The sequence below is a fragment of the Pseudomonas nicosulfuronedens genome, assembly GCF_005877905.1.
Lineage (GTDB): Bacteria > Pseudomonadota > Gammaproteobacteria > Pseudomonadales > Pseudomonadaceae > Pseudomonas > Pseudomonas nicosulfuronedens.
This window is the reverse complement of record NZ_SWDV01000027.1, coordinates 41834-60541: the sequence shown is the minus strand read 5'-3', so window position 1 is coordinate 60541 and position 18708 is coordinate 41834. Positions and strand designations below refer to the sequence as shown.

19 protein-coding genes and 1 pseudogene are annotated in these 18708 nt (G+C 65.5%); 12 read left to right on the top strand and 8 right to left on the bottom strand.

Translation table 11 applies throughout. The features are described from left to right. Window positions 1-100: 100 nt before the first annotated feature. Complete coding sequence (gene selD, locus FAS41_RS20060) at window positions 101-1135, top strand: selenide, water dikinase SelD (RefSeq protein ID WP_138525198.1); 1035 nt, start codon at window positions 101-103, stop codon at window positions 1133-1135. Then, on the top strand, window positions 1135-2235 hold the full coding sequence (gene mnmH / locus FAS41_RS20055) for a tRNA 2-selenouridine(34) synthase MnmH (RefSeq protein WP_138525197.1): 1101 nt from the start codon (window positions 1135-1137) through the stop codon (window positions 2233-2235). The genes selD and mnmH overlap by 1 nt, the downstream gene beginning before the upstream one ends. Before the next feature lie 215 nt (window positions 2236-2450). On the opposite strand, the gene FAS41_RS20050 is transcribed toward mnmH, so the two are convergent. Next, complete coding sequence (locus FAS41_RS20050) at window positions 2451-2798, bottom strand: GFA family protein (protein WP_138525196.1); 348 nt, start codon at window positions 2796-2798, stop codon at window positions 2451-2453. 151 nt (window positions 2799-2949) lie between these two features. Between FAS41_RS20050 and FAS41_RS20045 the strand changes: the two genes are divergently transcribed. Together FAS41_RS20045 and FAS41_RS20040 are read left to right on the top strand one after the other, a co-directional pair. Then, complete coding sequence (locus FAS41_RS20045) at window positions 2950-3228, top strand: hypothetical protein (RefSeq protein WP_138525195.1); 279 nt, start codon at window positions 2950-2952, stop codon at window positions 3226-3228. Between the two features lie 76 nt (window positions 3229-3304). Beyond that, window positions 3305-3913 (top strand): flavin reductase family protein, encoded by a 609-nt coding sequence (locus tag FAS41_RS20040; protein WP_138525194.1) that lies wholly within the window; start codon window positions 3305-3307, stop codon window positions 3911-3913. A gap of 24 nt (window positions 3914-3937) precedes the next feature. Here the strand turns inward: FAS41_RS20040 and FAS41_RS20035 are convergent, their stop codons facing one another. Further along, window positions 3938-4312 carry a hypothetical protein gene (locus FAS41_RS20035; RefSeq protein WP_138525193.1) on the bottom strand — a complete coding sequence of 125 codons (375 nt, stop codon included), beginning with the start codon at window positions 4310-4312 and terminating at the stop codon, window positions 3938-3940. A gap of 273 nt (window positions 4313-4585) precedes the next feature. On the opposite strand from FAS41_RS20035, the pseudogene FAS41_RS31490 reads away from it, so the two are divergent. Next, window positions 4586-5683: pseudogene (locus FAS41_RS31490) on the top strand (HAMP domain-containing protein); the annotation flags it as partial. Beyond that, window positions 5660-6541 carry a methyl-accepting chemotaxis protein gene (locus tag FAS41_RS31485; RefSeq protein ID WP_425049181.1) on the top strand — a complete coding sequence of 294 codons (882 nt, stop codon included), beginning with the start codon at window positions 5660-5662 and terminating at the stop codon, window positions 6539-6541. The pseudogene FAS41_RS31490 and the gene FAS41_RS31485, both read left to right, overlap by 24 nt. Here FAS41_RS31485 and FAS41_RS20025 read toward each other — a convergent pair. Together FAS41_RS20025 and FAS41_RS20020 are read right to left on the bottom strand one after the other, a co-directional pair. Continuing rightward, window positions 6509-8248 (bottom strand): SulP family inorganic anion transporter, encoded by a 1740-nt coding sequence (locus FAS41_RS20025; RefSeq protein WP_138525191.1) that lies wholly within the window; start codon window positions 8246-8248, stop codon window positions 6509-6511. The genes FAS41_RS31485 and FAS41_RS20025 overlap by 33 nt on opposite strands. Window positions 8249-8460: 212 nt before the next feature. After that, the gene (locus FAS41_RS20020) at window positions 8461-9465 is read right to left on the bottom strand and encodes an NADP-dependent oxidoreductase (protein WP_081520648.1); all 1005 of its coding nucleotides are present in this window, start codon (window positions 9463-9465) and stop codon (window positions 8461-8463) included. A gap of 226 nt (window positions 9466-9691) precedes the next feature. Between FAS41_RS20020 and FAS41_RS20015 the strand changes: the two genes are divergently transcribed. Then, window positions 9692-10453 carry an SDR family oxidoreductase gene (locus tag FAS41_RS20015; RefSeq protein WP_138525190.1) on the top strand — a complete coding sequence of 254 codons (762 nt, stop codon included), beginning with the start codon at window positions 9692-9694 and terminating at the stop codon, window positions 10451-10453. A gap of 360 nt (window positions 10454-10813) precedes the next feature. Next, the gene (locus FAS41_RS20010; protein WP_138525189.1) at window positions 10814-11704 is read left to right on the top strand and encodes a bile acid:sodium symporter family protein; all 891 of its coding nucleotides are present in this window, start codon (window positions 10814-10816) and stop codon (window positions 11702-11704) included. 45 nt (window positions 11705-11749) lie between these two features. Here FAS41_RS20010 and FAS41_RS20005 read toward each other — a convergent pair whose 3' ends face one another. Genes FAS41_RS20005 through FAS41_RS19995 form a run of 3 tightly spaced genes read right to left on the bottom strand, consistent with a single transcriptional unit; the run spans window position 11750 to window position 14777 of the window. Then, window positions 11750-12913 (bottom strand): AAA family ATPase, encoded by a 1164-nt coding sequence (locus FAS41_RS20005; protein ID WP_138525188.1) that lies wholly within the window; start codon window positions 12911-12913, stop codon window positions 11750-11752. Window positions 12914-12961: 48 nt separating this feature from the next. Then, window positions 12962-14161: a benzoate/H(+) symporter BenE family transporter gene (locus FAS41_RS20000; protein ID WP_138525187.1), complete on the bottom strand. Its 1200-nt coding sequence runs from the start codon at window positions 14159-14161 to the stop codon at window positions 12962-12964. A 13-nt stretch (window positions 14162-14174) separates the two neighbouring features. Further along, window positions 14175-14777, bottom strand: coding sequence for a LysE family translocator (locus FAS41_RS19995; RefSeq protein ID WP_138525186.1), 603 nt, complete (start codon window positions 14775-14777; stop codon window positions 14175-14177). Between the two features lie 166 nt (window positions 14778-14943). Here FAS41_RS19995 and FAS41_RS19990 point away from each other — a divergent pair, with 166 nt between their 5' ends. Continuing rightward, window positions 14944-15585, top strand: a complete 642-nt coding sequence (locus tag FAS41_RS19990) for a hypothetical protein (protein WP_138525185.1) — start codon at window positions 14944-14946, stop codon at window positions 15583-15585. Here FAS41_RS19990 and FAS41_RS19985 read toward each other — a convergent pair. Beyond that, on the bottom strand, window positions 15582-16025 hold the full coding sequence (locus tag FAS41_RS19985) for a MarR family transcriptional regulator (RefSeq protein ID WP_138525184.1): 444 nt from the start codon (window positions 16023-16025) through the stop codon (window positions 15582-15584). The two genes, FAS41_RS19990 and FAS41_RS19985, sit on opposite strands and share 4 nt — an antisense overlap. A gap of 81 nt (window positions 16026-16106) precedes the next feature. On the opposite strand from FAS41_RS19985, the gene FAS41_RS19980 reads away from it, so the two are divergent. The 3 genes from FAS41_RS19980 to FAS41_RS19970 all read left to right on the top strand — a co-directional run bounded on the left by FAS41_RS19980 (window position 16107) and on the right by FAS41_RS19970 (window position 18707). Further along, entirely contained in the window at window positions 16107-17264 is a 1158-nt protein-coding gene (locus FAS41_RS19980) for an aminotransferase-like domain-containing protein (protein WP_138525183.1), read from the top strand. 10 nt (window positions 17265-17274) lie between these two features. Then, window positions 17275-17877: a glutathione S-transferase family protein gene (locus FAS41_RS19975; RefSeq protein ID WP_138525182.1), complete on the top strand. Its 603-nt coding sequence runs from the start codon at window positions 17275-17277 to the stop codon at window positions 17875-17877. Between the two features lie 368 nt (window positions 17878-18245). Then, window positions 18246-18707, top strand: a complete 462-nt coding sequence (locus FAS41_RS19970) for a bacteriohemerythrin (RefSeq protein WP_138525181.1) — start codon at window positions 18246-18248, stop codon at window positions 18705-18707. Window position 18708: the final 1 nt, after the last annotated feature.

The window sequence follows — 18708 nt, the reverse complement described above, 5'->3', positions numbered from 1 at the left end:
TCCGCGTTACGAACTGCCCGACGATACGCCGGGGGCACCGGCCCCGCCAAGCCGGGCTTTGCTAGAATCGCCGTTTGATTTCCCTGCCCGGAGCCTCCCGATGAGCGAACCGATCCGCCTGACCCAGTACAGCCATGGTGCCGGCTGTGGCTGCAAGATTTCCCCCAAGGTTCTGGAGGTCATCCTCGCTGGCAGCGGCGCGCAGAACCTCGACCCCAAGCTGTGGGTCGGCAACGCCTCGCGCGATGACGCTGCCGTCTACGAAATCGACGCCGAGCGCGGCGTGGTGTCTACCACCGATTTCTTCATGCCGATCGTCGATGATCCCTTCGACTTCGGCCGTATCGCCGCCACCAACGCCATCAGCGACATCTACGCCATGGGTGGCGATCCGCTGATGGCGATTGCCATCCTCGGTTGGCCGGTGAATGTGCTGGCGCCGGAAATCGCCCGCGAAGTGATCGCCGGTGGCCGCAAGGTCTGCGACGAGGCCGGCATCCCGTTGGCCGGCGGGCATTCCATCGACGCTCCCGAGCCGATCTTCGGCCTGGCTGTCACCGGTCTGGTGGAGAAGCGCTTCATGAAGCGCAACGACACCGCCACTGCCGGCTGCAAGCTGTACCTGACCAAGCCGCTGGGCATCGGCATCCTCACCACCGCCGAGAAGAAGGCCAAGCTGCGCGCCGAGGACGTGGGCGTCGCCCGCGACTGGATGTGCACCCTGAATAAGCCCGGCGCGCGTTTCGGCAAGCTCGACGGCGTGAAGGCGATGACCGACGTCACCGGTTTCGGCCTGCTCGGCCATCTGGTGGAAATGGCCGATGGCAGCGGCCTGACTGCCCGGGTTCGTTACGACGCGGTACCACGCCTGGCCAGTGTCGAGTTCTACCTCGAGGCCGGCTGTGTGCCCGGTGGCACCCTGCGCAACTTCGACAGCTACGGCGAGCGCATCGCTCCGCTGCCGGAACTGCACAAATTGCTGCTGTGTGACCCGCAGACCAGCGGCGGCCTGCTGGTGGCGGTCGAGCCTGCGGGTGAGGCCCAGTTCCTCGCCGCGGCCAGGGAGCTGGGCATGGACCTGGCGCCCATCGGCGAACTGGTGGGCCGACAGAGCCACGCGGTCGAGGTGGAGTGATGCGCGACAACACCCGCCACTACCGCGAGCTGTTCCTCGGTGATGTGAAGATGATGGACGTCCGCGCCCCGGTCGAATTCGCCAAGGGCGCGTTCCCCAACGTGATCAACCTGCCGCTGATGAACGACAGCGAGCGGCAGAAGGTCGGTACCAGCTACAAGCAGCACGGCCAGCAGGCGGCCATCGCCCTGGGCCACGAGCTGGTCTGCGGCAAGCTCAAGGCAGAGCGCATCGAGGCCTGGGCGAACTTCGCCAGGGCCAACCCTGAGGGCTACCTGTACTGCTTCCGCGGCGGGCTGCGTTCGCAGATTACCCAGCAGTGGCTGAAGACCGAAGCGGGCATCGAATACCCGCGGGTAGTCGGCGGCTACAAGGCGATGCGCGGCTTCCTCTTCGACACCACCCGCGCCGCTACCGAGGAGTGCCAGTTCGTGCTGGTGGGAGGGCTGACCGGCACCGGCAAGACCGAGGTCATCGCCCAGTTGGCCAACAGCCTGGACCTGGAAGGCCATGCCAACCATCGCGGCTCCGCCTTCGGTCGCCGCGCCACGCCGCAGCCGGCGCAGATCGATTTCGAGAACCGCCTGGCCATCGACATCCTGAAGAAGCGCCATGCGGGCATGGAGCAGTTCGTCCTGGAAGACGAGGGGCGCATCGTCGGCAGCTGCTCGGTACCACTGGAACTGTACCAGGGCATGCAGCACTACCCGCTGGTGTGGCTGGAAGACAGCTTCGAGCAGCGCGTGGAGCGCATCCTCAAGGACTACGTGGTGAACCTGTGCGCCGACCATGTGCAGGTGGTGGGCGAGGAGGGCGGCTTCGATTCCTTCGCTGCGTACCTGCGCAAGAGCCTGTCCGGCATCGTCAAGCGTCTGGGTGGCGAGCGCTACCAGCGCCTGGCCGCGATCATGGACGAGGCGCTGGACGAGCAGAAACGCAGCGGCGCAGTGGACCTGCATCGCGGCTGGATCGAGGGGCTGCTGGGCGAGTATTACGACCCGATGTATGCCTTCCAGCGCGAGAGCAAGGGTGAGCGCGTGGAGTTTCGCGGAACACAGGACGAGGTCGTGGAGTACCTGAGGTTCCGCGCCGAGCGCTGATCCCGGCGCTCCCCTTGTGGGGACTTGCACCGGCGCCACGATGGAGCATTACCGTAGGATGGGTGGAGCTTGCGATACCCATGCTGCTGTCGGCGCATGAGAACGATGGGTATCGCTGCGCTCCACACCATCCTACGCAAGCGTTTGCGGGAAGGGTGGCGGAGCTTCGTGGGGCGCATAACGCGGCAGCGTTATCCGCCCGACGAGTTGGAGCGTCACCGGCTCTTGCCGTCGTACTCCTTCACGGTCAGCCCCGCCAGGTCTACCCCCGGCAGGCAGCGCACATTGATCGCCGCCATCGGCGTGCCGTCCGGCGCGCTGGCGTAGGCCAGCGGGGCACAGCCGCAGGTGGGGCAGAAACGGTGCTCGATGCGGTGGGTGTTGAACGTATAGGTGCTCATCGCACTCTCAGGAGTCGTCAGCTTCAGCTTGCCGCGCGGCACGAACCACAGCAGCGACCCCTTGCGCCGGCAGATCGAGCAGTTGCATGACACGACTTCACCGACATCCCCTTCCACTTCGAACGCGATCTGCCCGCAATGGCAACTGCCCTGGTGCACCATGATCCTTCTCCTGTCGGGATATCCCGTGGTCAAACAGTGTAGTAGTCGCTTGAACGCCATCCGTCCGATGGCATACTGCGGCGCCGTCCGGCAGGCCCCCGCGCCGCGTTCTAAGCTGGATTCACCCCCGACTATCTCCAGGAGTTCCGTCATGCCGCGCATCCCCCTGATCATCGCCCTGGTGCTGGCCGTCGCAGGCTGTTCGGGCAAGACCGTCAACCGCGACAGCTGCGCTTCGCAACTGGATGCCGCCTGGCACGAACTGGACCTGGCCAAGGCCGAAGGTTTTGCCGGCACCGTCAGCTACTCCAAGGCCCTGGGTCTGCTGACGGCCGCCAAGACCCAGCAGCAGGTCGAGGCCTACACCGGCTGCTCCGACAAGGCCAGCCGAGCGCGCTTCTACATCAAGGAATCCCGCGCCGGCCGCTGAGCCGCGCACTGCCGGGCCGCCTGAAGCGGCCCGCGCCTTCTCGCCGTATCTCCCACCGTTTTCTCCGGATCAGCCCATGCAACTCGACTTCACCCAACTGTCCAAGGCCGAGGCCTACCGCTGGCTGGCCTCCACCGTCACGCCGCGGCCCATCGCCTGGGTTACCACCTTGTCCGAGGACGGCCAAAGCAACCTCGCACCGTTCAGCTTTTTCCAGGTCATCAGCGATTCGCCGCCAACTCTGCTGATCAACACCAGCGTGCGTGAGGACGGCAGCGTCAAGGACACCCTGCGCAACGTGCGTGAAACCGGCGAGCTGGTGATCCACCTGGTCAGCGCCGCCCAGGCCGAGGCCATGAATGCCACAGCCGCCTGGCTGCCCCACGGCGTCAGCGAGATCGAGCACGCCGGCATCGCCACCGTGCCCAGCGAGCGCGTGGCACCGCCCCGAGTGGTCGCCGCGCCGGTGGCCTTCGAATGCCAGCTGGCGGAAATCATGCCGTACCCGGCCGAGAACCCTTCCAGCCTGCTGATCTTCGCCCGCGTGCTACTGGCGCATATCGATGAGTCGGTGATGCAGGACGAGCGCCATGTCGACCCGGCGAAGCTGGATCTGGTGGGGCGTCTGGGCGGCACCCAGTACAGCTACACCCGCGACACCTTCAGCATGATTCGTCCGAAGTAATGCATCGCGCCTGGCGCCGGGGCGTCAGGCGAACTCCAGCTCCAGCCCGAGCTGCCAGTGGATGCCGCCCATGCGCGCCACGTCCAGCCGTTCGCCAAGGGCGAAGAGTTCCGAGAGCAATGCGTCGCGCTGCGGAAATTCCAACGTACCGCCGTGAACCAGACCGACGATGCCATGCACCAGACGCCAGCCGGTCTGGGCATCGAACCAGCAGTCCAGCCATTCGCCCTTGACCTCATCGCAGGCCAGAGGGCAGACGAAGCGGCGAATCGGCAACTGCCCGCGGGCCAGCAGCAATGGATCGAGGCGGCGCTGTTCGCGGTACAGCACGGGAAGCCGTAGTTGGTGGGCGAATCCCGCCAGCGGGCGCTGCAGGACCAGTTGGTAGTGGGCGTTCATCCGAGCACCGGGAGTGGACAGTCAGGTGTCGGAATCTGAACGTTCAAGCCACCAGGTCGCTGTCGGCGATTTCCGTTTACGTGCCAGGAAAGTTCTGTTCAGTGTTCTGGATACGACCTCCACGTATCTCTGTGCAGCATCACCGTGCCATCACCGTCGTGCCCTCTATCCAGTCGGTGTGCGGCGCTCCTAATGTTCCGTCCAAAAGCAGCGATAACGATCAGGAGACCTTCGGGGATTTCCTGAAACGCCATTGCGGATGGGGGAGAAGCCATGGTTGCCTTCGTGCAGCGTCGTCTGGCCGATATGGGAACGGCGAAGAAACTGGCCATAGGGTTCGGCCTGGTGCTGTTGCTCACCGCTCTGGTGGCGGTGATCGGCGTGACTTCGCTACGGGCGATTTCCCAGCGCTTCGACCTGCTGGGCGACATGTCGACCATCAACCGCGAGTTGCTGGAGATGCGCCAGAGCGAGAAGGATTTCGTGATCGACGCCAGCGATGCTTCCGCCAAACGCCTGCGTGAGCACGCCGGCAACCTCGGCGAAGCGGTGGCGCGGCTCAAGGCCCAGCCGGATCAGGCAGCGGCCATGACCCGCGTGGAGCAGGGCGTCGCCGACTACCTCGCTGCCTTCGCCAATTTCGAGAAGTCCAGCAAGAGCCGGCGCCTGTCGCTGGACGCTGCCACCTGGTCGGTGAGTGGCGCGTCCAACAGCCTGGACATCCTGCAATCCAGCCTCGCCGATGACGGCGCCTACGAACTCAAGGAGTCCCAGGGCCAGAAGGGCGAGGAACTGCTGCAGCAGGCCGCCCAGGTCAGCCAGCTCTATCGCTTGGTGCTGCAGGGTTTGAACGAGGCCCGCTCACGCCTGGAGTCTGGTGGCGAGGAGAAGGCCGAGGGCGGCCGTATCAAGTCTGCTGCCGAGGCGCTGGAGCTTTCCGCCAAGCTGCAGGAGGCGATCACCGACCCGACCTACGTCTCGGTGCTCAAGGACGTCATCACCAACATCAACGCCTTCGTCGAGAAACTCGACGAATACACCGCCAGCCTCGAACAGGAAAAACAGGTCCATGCGCAGATGAACGACCGCGCGGCCCAGGTCATGCAGCAGGTCGACGACGCCTATGCCGCGCAGCGCGCCGCCATGCAGACGCAGCTGCGCACCAATACGCTGCTGATTGTCGGCTCCGCAGTATTGGCACTGCTGGTGGGCGCGCTGGCTTCATTGCTGATCACCTGGATGATCGTGCGGCCGCTGCGCCAGGTGATCGGCATGGCTCGCCGCATCGCCGAGGGCGACCTGAGCGTGAGTATCGACGTGCGCCGCAAGGATGAGGTCGGCCAACTGATGGGCGCGGTAGGCAGCATGGCCGACAGCCTGCGTGGCATTGTCAGCCGCCTCAGCGATGGCGTGGGGCAGATCACCGCCTCGGCGCAGGCGCTGTCCAGCGTCACCGAGCGCACCCAGCACGGGGTGAACAGCCAGAAGGCCGAGACCGATCAGGTCGCCACGGCGATGAACCAGATGGCCGCCACCGTCCACGACGTGGCGCGCAATGCCGAGGAGGCCGCCAGCTCCGCCGAACAGGCCGACGGCAAGGTGGCCAGCGGGCAGGATGTGGTGCGCCAGACGCTTGGCCGCATCGAGCAATTGGCAGCCGCCGTACGCGCGGCCACCGAAAGCATCGAGCAGCTCGGCCGCGAGAGCCAGAGCATCGGCAGTGTGCTGGTGGTGATCAAGAACGTCGCCGAGCAGACCAACCTGCTGGCGCTCAACGCTGCCATCGAAGCGGCGCGGGCCGGCGAGCAGGGCAGGGGCTTCGCCGTGGTGGCCGACGAGGTGCGGGCGTTGGCGCGGCGCACCCAGCAGTCCACTGCGGAGATCGAGACGCTGATCGCCGCCCTGCAGAACGGTGCGACGACTTCTGTTCAACGCATGCAGCGCAGCCACGCCCTGGTGGAGATGACCGTGGGCGATGCGGTGCAGACCGAAGCGGCGCTGGGCACCATTGCTTCGGCGGTAGCGGTCATCCACCAGATGAACCAGCAGATCGCCGCCGCCTCCGAGCAGCAGAGCGCGGTTGCGGAGGAAATCAGCCGCAGTGTCAGCAGCATCCGTGGCATCGCCGACGAGTCGGCGCAGGCCATGGAGTCCACCGCGTCTTCCAGTGTCGAGCTAGCACAGCTCAGCCGCGAGCTACAGGGGTTGGTCGGGCAGTTCCGCCTGTGAGGCCTGGGCGTTCGTCGCCTGCTCGCGCTTGCGTTGCAGGTGCCAGCGCCGGTAGGCGTTGACGCCCGCGCGCACCGAACTGAACACCAGGGGGGGCTTTACCTCGCCCAGCAGTTGCGAGCGCTTGAGCAGGGCCAGCGTCTCGCCCGTCACTCGCGCCAGGGACAGGTGTACGCCCTGGGCCTCCAGGGTCTGCTGCACTTCCCGCAGCGTGGTCAGGCCGCTGATGTCCAGGTTGAGGATGCCTTCGGCATTGAGCAGCACGGCGCGAGCGTTCGGCGTCTGTGTCACCACTTCGAGGATGCGCTGCTTGAAGTAGTCGGCGTTGAAGAACAGGATCGGCGCGTCGAAGCGGTAGATCACCAGCCCCGGCAAGGTGCGCGCGTTGGGGAACTGCTCGACTTCCACCTGGCCGTCGATGCCGTACACCCAGCCCATCACCGCATCATGTGGGCGGTAGGTGAGGTAGAGCAGGCGCAGCAGGGCGAGCATGATGGCGACGAAGATGCCCGGCAGCACGCCGACGCTGAGCACGCCGGCGGTGGTCAGCACGCACAGGCCGAACTCGAACCGGCTCAGCGCCCAGAAGCCGCGCAGGGCGCGGAAGTCGATCAGCCCCCAGCCAGCCATCAGCAGCACCGCGCCCAGCGCCGGCATCGGCACCCAGCCCAGCGGCTTGCTGAACAGCAGCAACACCAGGCCGATCACCAGCGCAGCGACCACGCCGACCAGCTGGCTCTTGCCGCCGACCATGTCGTTCACCGCGGTGCGCGAATCCGCGCCGCTGATGACGAAGCCCTGGGAAATCCCCGCGCCGATGTTGGCCATGCCCAGCGCCATGAATTCGTGGTTGGCGTCGATGGCATAACCGTGGCGGGCGGCGAAGCTGCGCGCGGTGAGCATGGCACTGCAGAAGCTGACGATGGTGATACCCATGGCATCGCGGAACAGGCTGCCCAGTTCCTCGACGCTGGTTTTCGGCCAGCTCAGGTGGGGCAGGCCCTGCGGTACTTCGCCAAGCAGCTTGATGCCGTACTGGTCCAGGCCGAACAGTGCGGCGATCACCGAGGCGAACAGCACGCCGACCAGGGCACCGGGAATCTTCGGGTAGCGGCGTGGCAGCAGGATCATCAGTGCCAGCGTGCCGACACCCAGTGCCAGCGTCGGCAGGTGGGTATCGACGAGGTTGCGCACCAGGGCGATCAGGCCGCGGACAAACCCGCTGGTTTCGCTGTGGTAGCCGAGAATCTTGCCCAGCTGGCCGGCGATCAGGCTCAGGCCGATGCCGTTCAGATAGCCCACCAGCGTGGGCCGCGAGAGGAAACTGGCAACGAAGCCGGCGCGGGCGAAACCGGCAGCGATGGACATGGCACCCACCAGCACGGCGACGATCATCGACAGCTGCAGCAGCCGTTCCGGGTTGCCGGCCGCCAGTGGCGTGATGGCCGCAGCGACCATCGCGGCGGTGGCGGCGTCCGGCCCGACCATCAGCTGCCGCGAGCTGCCGACGACGGCGTAGATCAGCATCGGCAGGATGCAGGCATAGAGCCCGACCTGCGGCGGAAAGCCGATGATCTGCGAATAGGCGATGGCGGTGGGAATCTGCACCGCAGCCACCGACAGGCCGGCCTGTACGTCGCGCGGCAGCCAGTCGAAACGGTAGTGCAGCAGGCTGTCCAGACCGGGCAGCCAACGGGCGAGGGACATCGGGGGATCTTCCTTGGAGTCGACCAAGGGAAATCCTAGCTGGAAAGGCGGTTCAGGGCTTGTCGGAAATCATCGAGTTAGAGCATGCAAGCAACGCAGCCGGCCTGACCCGACCTGTAGGAGCGAGCTTGCTCGCGAACTGCCCAGCATTGCAATCACCGGGAAGAGCGTTCGCGAGCAAGCTCGCTCCTACAAGAGCATTGCGCGGGTCGTCAGACCTTCAGCACCAGCTTGCCGAAGTTCTCGCCGCTGAACAGCTTGGCCAGGGTCTCGGGGAAGGTTTCCAAACCTTCGACGATATCTTCCTTCGACTTCAGCTTGCCTTCGGCGATCCAGGTCGCCATGTCCTTGAAACCTTCCTGGAAGCGGTGGGCGTAGTCCATCACCACCATGCCTTCCATGCGTGCGCGGTTGACCAGCAGCGACAGGTAGTTGGCCGGGCCGCGCACCGCCTCCTTGTTGTTGTACTGGCTGATTGCACCGCAGATCACCACCCGCGCCTTGGGTGCCAGGCGGGCCAGGACGGCGTCGAGGATGTCGCCGCCGACGTTGTCGAAGAACACGTTCACGCCCTTGGGGCATTCGCGTTTGAGACCGGCGTTGACGTCTTCGGCCTTGTAGTCGATCGCGCCGTCGAAGCCCAGTTCGTCCACCAGGTAGCGGCACTTGTCGGCGCCACCGGCGATGCCGACCACACGGCAGCCTTTGATCTTCGCGATCTGCCCGACCACGCTGCCCACCGCGCCGGCGGCGCCGGAGACGACCACGGTGTCACCAGCCTGGGGCAGGCCGACATCGAGGAAGCCGAAGTAGGCGGTCATGCCGGTCATGCCCAGCGCCGAGAGGTACAGCGGCAACGGCGCGCGCTGGCTGTCGACCTTGTAGAAGCCCTTGGGCTCGCCGAGGAAGTAATCCTGCACGCCCAGCGCGCCATTCACTTCATCGCCGACCTTGAAATCCGGGTGCTGCGAGGCGATTACCTTGCCCACGCCCAGAGCTCGCATCACGTCGCCGATGGCCACCGGGGCAATGTAGGACTTGGCGTCGTTCATCCAGCCGCGCATGGCCGGGTCCAGCGACAGGTACTGGTTCTTCACCAGGATCTGACCAGGGCCGGGCTCGCCGACCGGGGTTTCCACGTAGGCGAAGGTGTCGCGGGTGGCAGCGCCGACCGGGCGCTGGGCGAGCTGGAATTGACGGTTGATCTGGGCAGACATGGCAGTGGACTCAGTCAGGGGAAAGCCTAGGTGATAGTCCGCCTGCCGCCTCGGGGCAAGTTCCGTCCGCCGGAGGAATGTTCGTCTATCGGTTCCAGTGATCCGGCCTCGACTGAATCATCATCAGCATGGATGCAGTGACGTCGCCCCGCCTGATAGTGCTTCGCGCCCGCAACGCGCTGGCTAGACTGCGACGGTTATCTCCCCATCGCTTCGAGGATCGCTCATGAGTCAGCTGCTTTCCGGCCAGGTCGCCCTGGTCACCGGCGCCGCCAACGGCATCGGCCGCGCCACCGCCCAGGCCTTCGCCCAGCAGGGCGTGAAGGTCGTGGTTTCCGACGTCGACGCCAAGGGCGGCGAAGGCACCGTCGAGCTGATCCGCGCGGCGGGTGGCGAGGCGACCTTCATCCGCTGTGACGTGACCCGCGACGCCGAGGTCAAGGCGCTGGTGCAAGGCACCGTGGCCGCCTACGGTCGCCTGGACTACGCCTTCAACAACGCCGGTATCGAGATCGAGAAAGGCAAGCTGGCCGACGGCGAGGAGAGCGAGTTCGACGCCATCATGGGCGTCAACGTGAAGGGCGTCTGGCTGTGCATGAAGCACCAGATTCCGGTGATGCTGGAGCAGGGCGGCGGCGCCATCGTCAACACCGCCTCGGTCGCCGGCCTGGGCGCCGCGCCGAAAATGAGCATCTACGCCGCCTCCAAGCACGCGGTGATCGGCCTGACCAAGTCCGCCGCCATCGAGTACGCGAAGAAGAAAATCCGCGTCAACGCGGTGTGCCCGGCGGTGATCGACACCGACATGTTCCGCCGCGCCTACGAGGCCGACCCGAAGAAGGCCGAATTCGCCGCCGCCATGCACCCGGTGGGCCGCGTTGGCCGTGTCGAGGAAATCGCCTCCGCCGTGCTCTACCTGTGCAGCGACCACGCCGGCTTCACCACCGGTATCGCACTGCCGGTGGATGGTGGCGCCACGGCGATCTGACGCTTTCGTAGGGCGCATAACGCACCAGTGTTATCCGCCGCCGGTTTGGCCGGCGGATAACCTGTTCCAGGTTATGCGCCCTACAGACTAAGCCCCACGCTGCGATTGCAATGGAACACCTGTAGGAGCGAGGGAGACGCCCAGTTCTTGCTCGCGAACGGGGTTCCCGGCCGATTCCTCGCTGGGCGGTTCGCGAGCAAGCTCGCTCCTACGAAATGCCCGCTCGCCTCACGATCCCGCCCTGTTCGCTACAAACCTTCGCATTCTGTTACACGATGAAGTGGTTTTGGCCTGCAAGGCCAGTTACAAGCGCCCAAGAGGCCGAAACAATCGGCCCATTCCAGTTGGAGAATAATGACAATGACCAACGATCCCTTGCTGACGCTCTTCATGCCCATCGCCCTGGGCATCATCATGCTGGGCCTCGGCCTGTCCCTGACGGTCGCTGATTTCGCCCGCGTAGTGCGCTATCCCAAACCCGTGCTCATCGGGCTGGTGTGCCAGATCATCCTGCTGCCCCTGGCCTGCTTCCTCATCACCGTCGGCTTCGCCCTTGAAGCTGCGCTGGCCGTGGGCATGATGCTGCTCGCCGCGTCCCCTGGCGGCACCACGGCGAACCTCTACAGCCACCTGGCCCACGGCGACGTGGCGCTGAACATCACGCTGACCGCGGTGAACTCGGTGATCGCCATCCTTACCATGCCGCTGATCGTCAACCTGTCGCTGCTGTACTTCATGAACGACGGCCAGACCATTCCGCTGCAGTTCGGCAAGGTGCTGCAGGTGTTCGTCATCGTGCTGGGCCCCGTGGCCATCGGCATGATCGTGCGCCGGCTGCTGCCGGGCGTGGCGGCGGCGCTGCAGAAACCGGTGAAGATCCTTTCCGCGCTGTTGCTGGCGGTGATCATTGGCGTGGCCGTGACCAAGGACTGGCAGACCTTCCTCACCTACGCGCCTATCGTCGGTGCGGCGGCGCTGAGCTTCAACCTGCTGAGCCTCGCCGTGGGCTACTGTGTGCCGCGCCTGCTCAAGCTGTCCAAACCGCAATCCATCGCCATCGGCATGGAGATCGGCATCCACAATGGCACCCTGGCGATTGCTCTGGCGCTTAGTCCCATGCTGCTGAATAACAGCACCATGGCGATTCCCGCAGCGATCTACGGCGTATTGATGTTCTTCACCGCCGGGCTGTTCGGCTGGTGGGTCAGCCGTGGCGTAGCCAAGACCGCGCCGGAGCAGGCACACGCCTGATATTGGTTCGCGACGCCGGTCAGATGAAGGTCTGACCGCTGGCGATCAATCCGCCCAATGCCACGCGGGCGCGTCGAACATGCCCTGGTCGCGGATGCGCGTCTGGCCCAGTTCCTTGTCCAGGTGCAGGCAATTGCACTCGGGGTGTTCCTCCAGCGTGGCGATCAGCCGGCTGGCGTGGGACACGACCCAGACCTGGGTGTGCTTCGAGGCGGCGATGATCAGGCGTCCCAGCGCCGGCAGCAGGTCCGGGTGCAGGCTGGTTTCCGGTTCGTTGAGCACCATCAGTGACGGTGGGCGCGGGGTGAGCAGGGCGGCGACCAGCAGCAGGTAGCGCAAGGTGCCGTCGGACAGCTCCGAGGCACTCAGCGGGCGTAGCAGGCCGTGCTGCTTCAGCGCCACGGCGAATCGCCCGCCGGGCTGGCAGTCGATCTGCAGTTCGGCGCCGGGGAAGGCATCGCTGATGGCATTTTCCAGTGCGCCGGCGTCGCCGATTTCACGGATGGTTTGCAACGCGGCGGCGAGGTCGCGGCCGTCATGGTGCAGCACCGGGGTGCGAGTCCCCAGTTGCGGCTGACGCGCAGGCGCGTCGGCGTCGGTGCGGAAGTGGTCGTAGAAGCGCCAGCCGCGAATCTGCTCGCGCAGCAACAGGGCTTCGGGGCAGTCGGAGCCACTGCCGATCTGAGTGAACAGGCTGTCGAAGGTCGGGATGTGCTGCTCCAGAACCTGCCAGCTGCGGCCTTCGCGGGCGCGCAGCATCGGGCCGTTGCGCTCCACCAATTGCGAGGCGGGGCGATACCAGGGGCCGGCCCAGATGCTTTCGTGCTTGATCTCCGGGTCCAGGCCGAAGGCGCTGACCACTGGCGGTGGCGGCAGGCCGAGGGCGATGGCGTAGCCGAAATCTTCACCGGCAAAACCCAGGCGTAGGCGTTTCACTTCGTTGCGCGGGCCGCCCTGGACCTCGACTTCGCCCGTCCGCATACGCCGCGAATGGCTTTCCGGCCCGGCCCAGAAGGTGGACTCCAGCCCGCCCTCGCGCGCCAGTGCGTTGACCACGCCGCCTTGGGCGGTTTCGGCGAGCAGGCGCAGGGCGCGGTAGAGGTTGGACTTGCCGCTGCCGTTGGCGCCGGTGATCAGGTTCAGCCGGCCCAGTGGCAGCACCAGTGAATTGATCGAGCGGTAGTTGGCGACGGCCAGGGTGTGCAGCATGCGGGGCGATCCGTGGGCGGGAAACGCCCGCATGCTAGCAGAAGGGTCTTACGGCGCGCGGCGCCAGTTCAGCACCAGTTGGGTCAGCAGGCCGGCCACCAGTCCCCAGAAGGCCGAGCCCACGGAGAACAGGGTGAAGCCCGAGGCGGTCACCAGGAAGGTCACCATCGCCGCTTCGCGCTGGCGGGCGTCGGCCATGGCGTTGGTCAGGCCATTGGTGATCGAGCCGAGCAGGGCCAGTGCGGCGATGGACAGCACCAGCGCCTTGGGGAGCGCCGCGAACAGCGCGGCCAGGGTGGCGCCGAAGATACCGGCGATGCCGTAGAACAGCCCGCACCAGAGCGCGGCGGTGTAGCGCTTGTGCGGGTTCTCGTGGGCTTCCGGGCCAGTGCAGATGGCTGCGCTGATGGCCGCCAGGTTGATGCCGTGGGAGCCGAAAGGCGCCAGCAGCAGCGAGGCGATGCCAGTGGTGGAGATCAGTGGCGAGGCGGGTACCTGGTAGCCATCGGCACGCAGCACGGCGAGGCCGGGCATGTTCTGCGAGGCCATGGCGACGATGAACAGCGGGATGGCGATGCTGATGGTGGCGGCCAGGGAGAAGCTCGGCGTGGTCCACACCGGGCGGGCGATCTCCAGCTGGAAGTGGCTGAAGTTCAGCAGGCCGAGGAAGCCGGCCAAGGCAATGCCCACCAGCAACGCAGCGAACACCGCATAGCGCGGCGACAGGCGCTTGGCAACGAGGTAACTGACAAACATTGCCACCACCAGTGCCGTCTGCTGCTGCGCGGCGTTGCAGATCTCGATGCAGATGCGGAACAGCACGCCGGCCAGCAAGGCCGAGGCCAGCGAGCCGGGCACCTGGCGCATCAGGCGGTCGAAGCTGCCGGTGATGCCGCAGATCGTGATCAGCGCGGCGCAGACGATGAACGCGCCGATGGCCTCGCCATAAGGCACGCCGGGCAGGCTGCTGATCAGCAGCGCGGCGCCGGGGGTGGACCAGGCGATGACGATGGGGGTGCGGTAGCGCAGGGTCAGGCCGATGGTAGTCAGGGCCATGCCGATGGACAGCGCCCAGATCCACGAGGATATCTGCGCGGTGGTCAGCCCTGCCGCCTGGCCGGCCTGGAACATCAGCACCAGCGAGCTGGTGTAGCCGGTGAGCATGGCGACGAACCCGGCGACGATGGCGGCGGGGGAAGAGTCGGCCAGCGGGCGCAGGGGCGCAGAGGCGGGTGTGGTGTCAGTCATGCACGAATTTCCGTCAGGTGCGGGTAAGCAGAGGGTAGAGCGAAGCGACCAGCAGTGCCGCCATGCCGAAGTTGAACAGGCGCAACCGTAGCGGATCTTCCAGCCAGCGCCGCAGCAGACTGCCGAGCACCGTCCAGACGCCCACGCTGGGCAGGTTGACCACGGCGAACAGGGTGGCGATCAGCACCACGTTGCCGATCCAGCTGTTGGCCGGCAGGTAGGTGGCGATGGCGCCCACGGCCATCACCCAGGCCTTGGGGTTGACCCACTGGAAAGCGGCAGCCTGGAGGAAGGTCATGGGGCTGGCGGCGTTCTCGCCTTTCGCCTCAGGCGCGCCGGAGCGGGCAATCTTCCACGCCAGATAGAGCAGGTAGGCGCCACCGGCATAGCGCAGCGCCGCGTAGGTCGCCGGGAAACGCTCGAACAGCTGGTGCAGGCCCAGGCCCACGGCGACCACCAGCAGCAGGAAGCCGATGCTGATACCGAGCATGTGCGGAATGGTGCGGCGGATGCCGAAGTTCACGCCCGAGGCCAGCAGCATCATGTTGTTGGGGCCGGGGGTGATGGAGGTGACGAAGGCGAACAGCACGAAGGCGCCGAGGAGTTCGAGGGGCATGGCGGTATACCGGTCTAGTTGTCGGGCCAGACTAATCCCGCAGGCTCCGGGCTGTCCCATAACAGCCAGCGGCCGAGTGGCCCGTACAGTGCTAGCAGCAGTGGCGTGCGCGAAAGTGCGTCGGTATGGTGCGGGAAAGCCGTACGACTGATGGAAGATCGCCAGCATGGAACAGAATCCCTACGCCGCCCCCAAGGTCGAGCTGGTGGATCAGAGCGCTCCGGGGGCATTCCTCGCCGGGCGCTGGAGTTCCGGCCGCCTGCGCCTGCTCGCTGGCCTGAGTCTGGCGCTGTTACTGTGCAATCTGGTGCTGTTCGTCCTGTCTTTCGCAGCCGCGCTGCAGGAGTCGAGCACCTGGCAGCGCTATGAACTCTGGGTCGGCGTGCTCAGTACGGTGCTCGGCTGCTTCCTGCTGTGGCGCACCCGACATTTTCTCGAGGATCGCTTCAGTGCCCGCGGACTGGGCTGGCCGGTTGGGCTGTCGATCGCCATCGCGCTGGTGATGCAGACCTACAGTCTGGTTTTCGACGACCAGCTCAGCGGCGAATTCAACGGTGCGCTGATGGGCTTCATGGGGCTTTTCGTACCCACCGGCATCGTCACCCTGTGGTACGGCATCCGCCTGCTGAAGATCGAGTTGCCGTACCCGTCGGTGAAAATCATGGGCTGGCTGGAGGTCACCTCTGGCGTGTGCCTGCTCAGCGTCCTGCTGTTCCTGCCCGGTACTGCGCTGGCCATGGCCAGCCTGCTGCCGCTGGCGCTGATGTTCCTGCGCGCCGCCCGCGAGCTGGAAGCCGCCGCCGGCTAGTCTTCGTCCTGTGACCAGGCGATGGCCTGGTTGACCGCCAGCCAGCCGCGAACGGCGTCCTCTCCGGCCTCGTCGAAGGCCCGTTGCAGCAGGCGCCCCTGTTCCTGGCGCAGGGCCTTTTCCAGCTTGCCGCCCTCGGTCGTCAGCTCCAGCAGGCGCCGGCGCTTGTCGTTGTCGCAGGCTTCACTGCGGATCAGGTCGCGCTCCAGCAATTGGCGCAGCGGCACGTTCAGTGCCTGCTTGGTCACGCCGAGGGCGGACAGCAGCTGGCTGACGCTCAGCCCCGGATTGCGCGCGATAAAGAACAGGATGCGGTGGTGAACCCGGCTCAGGCCGCGGCGCGCCAGCATCTCGTCGGGTTTCGCGGTGAAGGCCCGGTAGCTGTGGAAGAAGGCTTCCATGGCCTGGAGTTGCAGCGCATTTTTTATTAGGTCAGGCATATTGACGTATCCGTCTCGGGCGTCGTAGCTTCGGTCAACCAGTTTGACTCATTCTTCCGTGCTCCCGCTACCGGTGACCCCATGGCCTTCTCCGAACGCATCGCCCGACTGAAAAGCTCTCTGATCCGTGAAATCCTCGCCGCGGCGCAGCGCCCGGAGGTGATGTCCTTCGCCGGCGGCCTGCCCGCCGAGCCGATGCTGCCAAAGGTGAACTGGGATGACATGCCGGCGAGCATGGGTCAGTACGGCATGAGTGAAGGGGAGCCGGCGCTGCGTGAGGCCATCGCTGCCGAGGCGCGTGCGCTGGGCGTGCCCTGTAAGGCGAGCCAGGTGCTGATCGTCAGCGGCTCGCAGCAGACGCTGGACCTGGCGAGCAAGCTGTTCATCGACCCGGGCACCGAGGTGCTGCTCGAAGCGCCGACTTACCTCGCTGCGCTGCAGGCCTTCCAGCTGTTCGGCGCGAACTGCCTGACCGTGCCGCTGGGCGCCGAAGGTCCGGACGTTGTCGCGCTGCGCCAGCGTCTCGAAACCAGCAAACCAGCCTTTGCCTACCTGATCCCGACTTTCCAGAATCCGTCCGGTGTGCGCTACAGCGAACAGCGTCGCGATGAAGTGGCCGCAGTGCTCGACGAGTTCGGCGTGACCCTGATCGAGGATGAACCCTACCGCGAGCTGGTGTTCGATCAGGGCGCCGCGACTCCGTTGGTCAGCCGCCTGAAACAATCCAGCTGGATCTATACCGGCACTGTCTCCAAGACGCTGCTGCCGGGCCTGCGGGTGGGCTTCCTGATCGCCACGCCCGACCTGTTCCCGCACCTGCTGCGCCTGAAGCAGTCCGCCGACCTGCACACCAACCGCGTCGGTCAGTGGCAGGCGTTGCAGTGGTTCGGCACCGAGGCCTACCGTGGCCATCTGGCCGAACTGCGCGATTTCTATCGCATCCGCCGCGACGCCATGCAGAAGCAGCTGGAAGAGCATTTCGCCGAGCTGGCCGAGTGGAACGTGCCGCAAGGTGGGCTGTTCTTCTGGCTCAGGCTCAAGCAGCCGCTGGACACCCGCACGTTGCTGGATGCGGCGCTGGCGCAGAACGTGGCCTTCATGCCCGGTGAGCCTTTCTTCACCGAGCCGGATGCCAATCCCGGCTATTTGCGGCTTAACTTCAGCCACGTGGCGCCCGAACGCGCCGGCGAGGGGCTCCGTCGCCTGGCGGCGGTGATCCGTGAAGCCCAGGCCCAGTGAGGAGATGAGCATGTACACCGTCTACGGCGATCAACTGTCCGGCAATTGCTACAAGGTCAAGCTGGCCCTGCATCTGCTCGGCCTGCCTTACCAGTGGCACGAGATCGACATCCTCAAGGGTGAGACACAGACTGCCGAGTTCCTGGCGATGAACCCCAACGGCAAGGTGCCCGTACTGAAGCTCGAGGACGGCACCTGCCTGTGGGAATCCAACGCCATCCTCAACTTCCTCGCCGATGGCAGCGATCTGCTGCCCAGCGAGCCGCGCCTGCGCACCCAGGTGCTGCAATGGCAGTTCTTCGAGCAGTACAGCCATGAGCCCTACGTGGCGGTGGCGCGCTTCATCGAGTTCTATCTCGGCCTGCCCGAGGAGCGCCGCGAGGAATATGCGCGCTGCCAAAAGGGCGGGTACAAGGCGCTGAAGGTGATGGAGAAGCAGCTGGAGCAGACGCCTTATCTGGTGGGCGACTCGTACTCTATCGCCGATATCACCCTGTACGCCTACACCCATGTCGCTCACCAGGGCGGCTTCGACCTGTCGACCTTCCCGGCGATCAACGCCTGGCTGGCGCGGGTGGCGGATCACCCTCGGCATGTGGGGATGGAAGACTGACCTTCGCGCTCGCTCAGTGAAAACGCCGCTTCCCTGGAAGCGGCGTTTTTCATTGTGCGCCAGTTGCTCTTGGTAGGAGCGAGCTTGCTCGCGAACAGATTTTCCGGCCCCTCCGGCGCTGGGAGGTTCGCGAGCAAGCTCGCTCCTACAGGCGAAATCGTATATCGGAGCTGAAGGCCAGTAATTTGCCATCAGATGAATCCGAAAGAACCGCTCTAAACCGCTGATTCCGGTGCTTTGGGGTTGACCGGCATCATGGCGGCGTTTTGTCGCCCTCCCTAATCTGGACGTGCTGCCATGCGGGAAGTACCGATGTGGCCGGGCGCGAGCGGCAGGCAGTGTCGTCGCCCGGCATGGGGAGGGGAAAGATGGCCTATCTGGTCTGGCAGGCGGATCTCGATACCGGGATCGGAGTAATCGACGCACAGCACAAGCGCATCGTCGAAATGATCAACCAGCTGCACGAGGCCCAGGCCCATCACGACCGAGCCATGCTCGGCGGCGTGATCGAGGAACTGGTCGACTACACCATCTCGCACTTCGCCTTCGAGGAGACCCTGCTGGAGGACTCCGGCTACCAGTTCACCCGCGCGCACAAGAAGGTCCACGAACTCTTCATCAAGCGCGTTTCCGACTACCGTCAGCGCTTTGATGCCGGCGAGGACGTTGCCGAAGAGCTCAAGGGGCTGCTCGGTCGCTGGCTGTTCAACCATATCCGCAACGACGACGCGAACTACGTGGAAGCGGTGAAGGCGACCATGCACGAGTTGACCCGCGACCAGAGCCACGGCGGCTGGCTGTCGCGCTCGATGAAGCGATTCTTCGGCTGAA

Excerpts from the sequence above, each read along its gene's own strand:
- FAS41_RS31485 (WP_425049181.1), top strand. The coding sequence starts at position 5,660 with ATGGGCGCGGTAGGCAGCATGGCCGACAGCCTGCGTGGCATTGTCAGC.
- FAS41_RS20015 (WP_138525190.1), top strand. The coding sequence starts at position 9,692 with ATGAGTCAGCTGCTTTCCGGCCAGGTCGCCCTGGTCACCGGCGCCGCC.
- FAS41_RS20020 (WP_081520648.1), bottom strand. The coding sequence starts at position 9,465 with ATGTCTGCCCAGATCAACCGTCAATTCCAGCTCGCCCAGCGCCCGGTC.
- FAS41_RS19970 (WP_138525181.1), top strand. The coding sequence starts at position 18,246 with ATGGCCTATCTGGTCTGGCAGGCGGATCTCGATACCGGGATCGGAGTA.
- FAS41_RS20000 (WP_138525187.1), bottom strand. The coding sequence starts at position 14,161 with ATGACTGACACCACACCCGCCTCTGCGCCCCTGCGCCCGCTGGCCGAC.
- FAS41_RS20025 (WP_138525191.1), bottom strand. The coding sequence starts at position 8,248 with ATGTCCCTCGCCCGTTGGCTGCCCGGTCTGGACAGCCTGCTGCACTAC.
- FAS41_RS19985 (WP_138525184.1), bottom strand. The coding sequence starts at position 16,025 with ATGCCTGACCTAATAAAAAATGCGCTGCAACTCCAGGCCATGGAAGCC.
- FAS41_RS19980 (WP_138525183.1), top strand. The coding sequence starts at position 16,107 with ATGGCCTTCTCCGAACGCATCGCCCGACTGAAAAGCTCTCTGATCCGT.
- FAS41_RS20010 (WP_138525189.1), top strand. The coding sequence starts at position 10,814 with ATGACCAACGATCCCTTGCTGACGCTCTTCATGCCCATCGCCCTGGGC.
- FAS41_RS20050 (WP_138525196.1), bottom strand. The coding sequence starts at position 2,798 with ATGGTGCACCAGGGCAGTTGCCATTGCGGGCAGATCGCGTTCGAAGTG.
- FAS41_RS19975 (WP_138525182.1), top strand. The coding sequence starts at position 17,275 with ATGTACACCGTCTACGGCGATCAACTGTCCGGCAATTGCTACAAGGTC.
- FAS41_RS20040 (WP_138525194.1), top strand. The coding sequence starts at position 3,305 with ATGCAACTCGACTTCACCCAACTGTCCAAGGCCGAGGCCTACCGCTGG.
- FAS41_RS19990 (WP_138525185.1), top strand. The coding sequence starts at position 14,944 with ATGGAACAGAATCCCTACGCCGCCCCCAAGGTCGAGCTGGTGGATCAG.
- mnmH (WP_138525197.1), top strand. The coding sequence starts at position 1,135 with ATGCGCGACAACACCCGCCACTACCGCGAGCTGTTCCTCGGTGATGTG.
- FAS41_RS19995 (WP_138525186.1), bottom strand. The coding sequence starts at position 14,777 with ATGCCCCTCGAACTCCTCGGCGCCTTCGTGCTGTTCGCCTTCGTCACC.
- FAS41_RS20035 (WP_138525193.1), bottom strand. The coding sequence starts at position 4,312 with ATGAACGCCCACTACCAACTGGTCCTGCAGCGCCCGCTGGCGGGATTC.
- FAS41_RS20005 (WP_138525188.1), bottom strand. The coding sequence starts at position 12,913 with ATGCTGCACACCCTGGCCGTCGCCAACTACCGCTCGATCAATTCACTG.
- selD (WP_138525198.1), top strand. The coding sequence starts at position 101 with ATGAGCGAACCGATCCGCCTGACCCAGTACAGCCATGGTGCCGGCTGT.
- FAS41_RS20045 (WP_138525195.1), top strand. The coding sequence starts at position 2,950 with ATGCCGCGCATCCCCCTGATCATCGCCCTGGTGCTGGCCGTCGCAGGC.